Origin of the sequence: Streptomyces sp. Isolate_45 (assembly GCF_024721315.2) — a bacterium.
In the GTDB taxonomy this organism is placed as follows: Bacteria; Actinomycetota; Actinomycetes; order Streptomycetales; family Streptomycetaceae; genus Streptomyces.
The window spans coordinates 23,126-29,303 of the sequence record NZ_JANFAK020000111.1; the positions used below are offsets into that span (position 1 = coordinate 23,126).

A 6,178-nucleotide genomic window follows, 5' to 3' on the forward strand; every position below is an offset into this window, starting at 1 on the left:
ACATGGGGGTGGGACCTGCGCCGCCCGTGAGCACGCCTCGTCATGACGCTCGTCATGGCACGCTCACCACAGTGTTTCGGTGAGACTAGAAAGGTCTGGACCAACCGTCAAGAGGTCCAGACCTCACCTCCAGTGCCCGTCCAGATCCCCCAACTCCTGCGCCAGTACCGCCGCTTGGACCCGACTGCGCAGCCCCAGTTTCCCCAGCAGTCGACTGACGTGCGTCTTCACCGTCGCCTCCGCCATGTCCAGGCGTACGGCGATCTCGGCGTTCGACAACCCCTCGCCCAGCGCACCGAGCACCTCCCGCTCGCGCCGCGTCAGCGAATCGACGGCCGCGGCCGTCTCCGGCGCCACCGAGGGCCGCCGGGCGCGGGGCGCCGCGAACTCGGCGATCAGGCGCCGGGTCACCGCCGGTGCGATCAGCCCCTCGCCGCGCGCCACCGTACGGACCGCCTCGATCAGTTCCGCGGCGTCGGCGTCCTTCAGGAGGAACCCGGAGGCACCGGCCCGCAGCGCGCCGAAGACGTACTCGTCGAGGTCGAAGGTGGTCAGTACGAGGACGTCCGCCAGGCCCTCCTCGACCACCTGCCGGGTGGCCGCGACCCCGTCCAGCCGGGGCATCTGCACGTCCATGAGGACCAGATCCGGCCGAAGATCCCGGGCGAGGCGCACGGCCTCCTCGCCGTCGGCGGCCTCGCCCACCACCTCGACGTCGCCCGCGCTGCGCAGGATCAGCACGAGGCCCGCGCGCACCGCACTCTGGTCCTCGGCGACCAGCACCCGGATGTTCCGCTGGTTCATGCCCGTACGGCCCCTTCCTCGGCGGGCAGCGTCGCCCGCACCTGCCACACGGGCCCGACCGGGCCCGCGGTGAACGTTCCGCCGAGCAGGTCCGCCCGCTCGCGCATGCCGATCAGCCCCGCCCCGGAGCCGGGAGCGCGGGGGCCGTGCCGGCCCTCGTAGGGGGAGTCGACCCCCACCGACAGCGTGCCGTCCTCGCAGAGCACCCGGATGGTGACGGTGCCCGGGCCGGCGTGCTTGAGGGCGTTGGTCAACGACTCCTGCACGATCCGGTACGCCGCCAGCTCCACCGGGGTCGGCGCCGCCGGCCCGTCCTGCGGGCGGTCGTCGTGCAGGACGAACTCCAGCCCGCTGGCGGCGCCGTTGGTCCGGGCCAGGGTCAGCAGCGCCTCCAGACCGTCGAGGGTGGGCACCGCGACGGCGTCGCCCCCAGCGCCCGCCTCCCGCAGCAGTCCGATGAGACGGCGCATTTCGGCCAGCCCCTGCACGCTGTTCTCACGGATCACCCCGAGGGCCTCGCGGCTCGTCGCGGGGGAGTCGATGGACAGCGCGGCGGTCGAGTGGATGGCGATCGCCGAGAGGTGGTTGGCCACCATGTCGTGGAGCTCGCGGGCCATCCGGGCCCGCTCCGCGGCGACCGCCTGGGAGCGGTCCATTTCGGCCAACAGGGCCGTCTGCTCGGCGCGCAGCCGGGCGGCGATCGCGGCGTCGCGGTGGTTGCGCAGGGTGGCTCCGGTCATGGCCGGGCCGAAGCTGACGATGCCCGCGATCACGCCGATCAGCAGGGCCTGCGGGGTGCGCAGCCAGGCCACGGAGCCGATGGTGACGGCGACGGTGAGCAGGCCGGTGCCGACCGGGAGCCGGCGGGCCATGGCGGGTTTCCCGTAGAGGGCGGCCGCGTACATCAGGTCCGTGTACATGAGGATCGTGGCCAGATTCCCCACGGTGAACTGGTCGACGACGAGCGCGACCGTCCCGACCGACAGGGTCACCGCGGGGGTCGTGCGGCGCAGCAGTTCGAGGGCGCCCATGACCAGCAGCGGCACCAGGGCCGCCCACGCGGGGGCGAAGTGCGGCCGGGTGTTGCTGTGCACCCCGAGGGACCAGAGGAGGAGGCCCGCGAGCACGCTGACCAATGCGATCAGGACATCGTCGCGGTGGGGGCGGGGCAGCTTCTCGGTCACGTCCCCATCCAACACGCCGGCACGGCCGCGGACGTCGACACCGGGACGGAACCCGCACTACATCGAAGGATGCAGCGCGCTTTCGTCACCTGAGACGACGAAACGGCCCCCGGCGGGCGGCAGCCTTGAGGAGAACCGGAGAACCCGGAGAACGAGCGGAACGGAGAGACCCGTGATCGTCGCACTGATCATCGCGTGTGAGGTCGGTTTCTGGGTGCTGCTGGCGGCCGGGCTGGGCCTGCGCTACCTGGCGAAGATGCCCCGCCTGGGGGCCGCGGTCCTGCTGTGCGAACCACTGCTGGAACTCGTCCTGCTGGTCGTGACCACCCTCGACCTGAAGAACGGCGCCACGCCCGACTGGAAGCACGGAGTGGCCGCCCTCTACCTCGGCTACACCGTCGCGTACGGCCACTACACGGTGAAGTGGCTCGACGGCCACGCCGCGTACCGGCTGGCCGGCGGGCCGAAGCCGGCCGGCGCCGGCCACGGCAGGGCGCGCGCCGTCCACGAGTGGAAGCTGTGGGTTCGCACCGTCGTCGCCGCGGCCGTCGCGATGGGCCTCCTTGAGGCCGCCATCCGGTACGTCGGCGACGCGGGTGACGTCAGCTCGCTCACGAGCTACCAGGGCGCGGCCCTGCGCATCGTCGGCATCCACGGCGTCATCGCCGTCTGCTACACGATCTGGCCGAAGAAGGCCCCGGCCGGAGCGGAGCCCGAGCGCGTGAAGGCCGGCCCCCGCGTCTGACCCACCGTCCCGGACCCTCCGGCGCTGTCGCCTAGCGTTCGCCGCCGGGCACCCACAGCACGTCCCCGACCTCCTTGTTGGCCACCCGGGCCAGGATGAACAGGAGGTCGGAGAGGCGGTTCAGGTAGGTGGCGGTCAGCGGGTTCATCACCTCGCCGTGCGCCTCCAGCGCCGTCCACGTCGAGCGTTCGGCGCGCCGGACCACCGTGCAGGCCTGGTGCAGCAGGGCCGCGCCGGGAGTGCCGCCGGGGAGGATGAAGCTGCGCAGCTTCTCGACCTGTTCCAGGAAGAGGTCGCAGTCCGCCTCCAGCTTGTCGATGTAGAACTGCTCGACCCGCAGCGGCGGGTACTCCGGCGCCTCGACGACCGGGGTGCACAGGTCCGCGCCCACGTCGAAGAGGTCGTTCTGCACGCGGACCAGGACCTTCACGACCTCGTCCGGGAGCGCGCCCAGCGCGATCGCCGTGCCGATGGCCGCGTTGGCCTCGTTCGCGTCGGCGTACGCCGAGATCCGCAGGTCGGTCTTCCGCGTCCGGCTCATGTCGCCCAGGGCGGTCGTGCCCTTGTCGCCGGTACGGGTGTAGATGCGCGTGAGGTTCACCATGCGGCCAGGGTAGACCGGCCCGGTGGAGGCCGCGGAGAGCTGCTCCCGGGCGGGGGGCGGGTGAACTGGAGGGCTGCGCAGGGGTGCTGGGCCGTACCGGTGTGATGTCCGTCATCTGAGACGTGACGCGTGTTACTTCGCGGTCACACCGCCCTCCCCGGACGCTAGTCTCCGCCGAAGAGGCTACGAGACTGGGCCGAGTGAAGAACTAAGGGGTGTGCAGTGGCTGGGAAGCTCGCCGTCATCGGTGCCGGACTGATGGGTTCCGGGATCGCTCAGGTCTCCGCGCAGGCGGGTTGGGACGTCGTCCTGAGAGACGTCACGGACGCCGCGCTGACTCGCGGTACGGACGGAATCAAGGCCTCGTACGACCGGTTCGTCGCCAAGGGCAAGCTGACGGCCGAGGACGCCGAGGCGGCACTGGGTCGGATCACCACGACCACCGATCTCGGCGCGGTCGCCGACGCCGACATCGTCGTCGAGGCCGTCTTCGAGAAGCTGGAGGTCAAGCACGAGATCTTCCGCGCGCTCGACGAGCTGGTGCGCGACGACGCGGTGCTCGCCTCCAACACCTCCGCCATCCCGATCACCAAGATCGCGGCCGTGACGAAGCGTCCGGAGCGGGTCGTCGGCGCGCACTTCTTCTCGCCCGTCCCGATGATGCAGCTGTGCGAGCTGGTGCGCGGTTACAAGACCAGCGACGAGACCCTCGCCACCACCCGGGCGTTCGCCGAGTCCGTCGGCAAGACCTGCATCGTCGTCAACCGTGACGTCGCCGGCTTCGTGACGACCCGTCTGATCTCCGCGCTCGTCGTCGAGGCCGCCAAGCTCTACGAATCGGGCGTCGCCTCCGCCGAGGACATCGACATCGCCTGCAAGCTGGGCTTCGGGCACGCCATGGGCCCGCTCGCCACCGCCGACCTCACGGGCGTCGACATCCTGCTGCACGCCACGAGCAACATCTACACCGAGTCGCAGGACGAGAAGTTCGCGCCGCCGGAGCTGATGCGCCGGATGGTCGACGCGGGCGACATCGGCCGCAAGAGCGGCCAGGGGTTCTACAAGCACTGAGCACCACCGTTCGAATGGCTTCACCCTCCGGGGTGAATTAGGTATCGGTTCGCTCACGGTCGGCAACTTCCCTGCCCGCGAGGCAGTCAGTTGCAGTGAGAGTTGCCGACCACGGGAGTCGGACCACACGCGCGCAGTAAAGCCGGGGAGTACACATGCACATCAGGGGCGACCACGCCGAACTCGCGGTCGGGGGTCGCCTCGACGTGCGCAGCGCGGCGGACGCCCGTACGGCCCTGCACAGTGCCCTCGACGACGGCCACGGCGACCTCGTGCTCGACCTGACCGGACTCGACTCCTGGGACGCGACCGGACTCGGCGTGATCATGGGAGCCCACCGGAGGGCCGGCCGGACCGGGCGGCGCCTCGTCCTGCGCGGGGTCCCCGCGCAGATGCAGCGGCTCCTCGTCGCGACCCGGCTGCACCGCATCCTCGCGATCGAGGGCGGGCTGGAAGCGGAGTCCCTGCCCCGGGTGTGATGGCGGGCGGTGCCCCCGCTCCGGTTCGGCCCGGGGCCCCGCCCGCTCCCACGGAGAAAAGGGGCTGCGGTCCGCCGCCCCCTCCGCTTTCATGGCCGCATGGTGTCCACCGACCGAGCGCTGGCCTTCGCGGCCATGTCGTTCCTCCTGATCGTGATCCCCGGCCCCAGCGTGCTATTCGTCATCGGACGGGCGCTGGCCCAGGGCCGCCGCGCCGCGCTCACCACGGTCCTCGGCAACACGATGGGCGGCTACGTGCTCGTCGTGGCCGTCGCCCTGGGCGTCGGGGCGGTCGTCGAGCGCTCGGTGCTCGTCTTCACGGCGCTCAAGCTGATCGGCGCCGCCTACCTCGTGTACCTGGGCGTCAAGGCGTGGCGCCGGCGCGGAGAGCTGCACGCGGCCGTCACCGGCGACGCGCCGCCGGAACGCGGTGGCCTGCGGACCCTGGGGGAGGGGTTCGTCGTCGGCGTCGCCAACCCCAAGACCATGGTGTTCTTCGCCGCCGTCCTGCCCCAGTTCGTGGACCGCGCCGCCGGGAACGTCACGGCGCAGATGCTCCTCCTCGGCCTGCTCTTCAACCTGATCGCGATCGTCCTCGACAGCGCGTGGGGGCTGGTCGCGGCCGGCGCCCGGGACTGGTTGGCGGGCTCGCCGCGACGGCTCTCCCTGGTGGGCGGCGCCGGCGGACTCACCATGATCGGCCTCGGGGTCACCGTGGCCGTGACGGGACGCAAGGACTGAGGGACCGGCCGCGACCCCCGGCCGGGGAAACGTAACGGTCCGGTGGTGAAGGCACCCCGGCGGTTCCCGCGCGGCGGGCCACGGTCTAGGGTTCGGGCGGAAACCGGACCAGTAGCGACAGCGGCGAGCGAAGGCCGGGCACAACGACGGCAACGACGCGCGCGACGCGATCGGGGGACTTGGTCATGGACCGTACTCAGGGGCAGCCCGATCGGGGCGGGCAGGCGGCGGCGCCGGCCGACGGGGCCACCGCGGAACGGACGCAGCACCCGACGTCCCCCGAGACCCCGACCCCCGGTGCTGCCCTCGTACCGACCGCCGCGCCGCCCGCGCGCGTCGTCACCCTGACCGCGGGGACCTTCTCCCTCACCGTCAACCCCGTCGACGGCAGCGAGATCGAGCCCCTGCGCCCCGGCACGGCCGTGCGCCGCCCCGCCAAGCGCGACGCCGCCGCCCGCGCCGCCCGCGACACGGCCGCGCGACCGCCCGTGCTGCCGGGACCGCCGCTGCCCGCCCGGCCGCTCCTGGAGCGCGCCGAGGAACGGGAGCG

The 6,178-nt window shown here is 72.1% G+C and carries 7 protein-coding genes and 1 pseudogene; 5 read left to right on the forward strand and 3 right to left on the reverse strand.

All coding sequences use genetic code 11. The annotated features are described in order from the left end of the window. Positions 1-123 precede the first annotated feature (123 nt). Positions 124-804 (reverse strand): response regulator transcription factor, encoded by a 681-nt coding sequence (locus NOD94_RS28920; protein WP_281209078.1) that lies wholly within the window; start codon positions 802-804, stop codon positions 124-126. Then, a complete protein-coding gene (locus NOD94_RS28925; protein ID WP_281209079.1) occupies positions 801-1,988 on the reverse strand; it encodes a histidine kinase in 1,188 nt (395 codons plus the stop codon). Before NOD94_RS28925 ends, NOD94_RS28920 begins: the two co-directional genes overlap by 4 nt. A 172-nt stretch (positions 1,989-2,160) precedes the next feature. Between NOD94_RS28925 and NOD94_RS28930 the strand changes: the two genes are divergently transcribed. After that, positions 2,161-2,733, forward strand: a complete 573-nt coding sequence (locus NOD94_RS28930; RefSeq protein ID WP_281209080.1) for a hypothetical protein — start codon at positions 2,161-2,163, stop codon at positions 2,731-2,733. 31 nt (positions 2,734-2,764) lie between these two features. On the opposite strand, the gene NOD94_RS28935 is transcribed toward NOD94_RS28930, so the two are convergent. After that, positions 2,765-3,337: a cob(I)yrinic acid a,c-diamide adenosyltransferase gene (locus tag NOD94_RS28935; RefSeq protein ID WP_281209081.1), complete on the reverse strand. Its 573-nt coding sequence runs from the start codon at positions 3,335-3,337 to the stop codon at positions 2,765-2,767. Positions 3,338-3,559: 222 nt separating this feature from the next. Between NOD94_RS28935 and NOD94_RS28940 the strand changes: the two genes are divergently transcribed. The 4 genes and pseudogenes from NOD94_RS28940 to NOD94_RS28955 form a co-directional block, all read left to right on the forward strand. After that, positions 3,560-4,408: a 3-hydroxyacyl-CoA dehydrogenase family protein gene (locus tag NOD94_RS28940; protein WP_281209082.1), complete on the forward strand. Its 849-nt coding sequence runs from the start codon at positions 3,560-3,562 to the stop codon at positions 4,406-4,408. 155 nt (positions 4,409-4,563) lie between these two features. Beyond that, positions 4,564-4,887: an STAS domain-containing protein gene (locus NOD94_RS28945; protein ID WP_281209083.1), complete on the forward strand. Its 324-nt coding sequence runs from the start codon at positions 4,564-4,566 to the stop codon at positions 4,885-4,887. A 99-nt stretch (positions 4,888-4,986) separates the two neighbouring features. Further along, positions 4,987-5,628, forward strand: a complete 642-nt coding sequence (locus NOD94_RS28950; RefSeq protein ID WP_281209084.1) for a LysE family translocator — start codon at positions 4,987-4,989, stop codon at positions 5,626-5,628. A 185-nt stretch (positions 5,629-5,813) separates the two neighbouring features. Continuing rightward, positions 5,814-6,178: pseudogene (locus tag NOD94_RS28955) on the forward strand (ATP-binding protein); the annotation flags it as partial.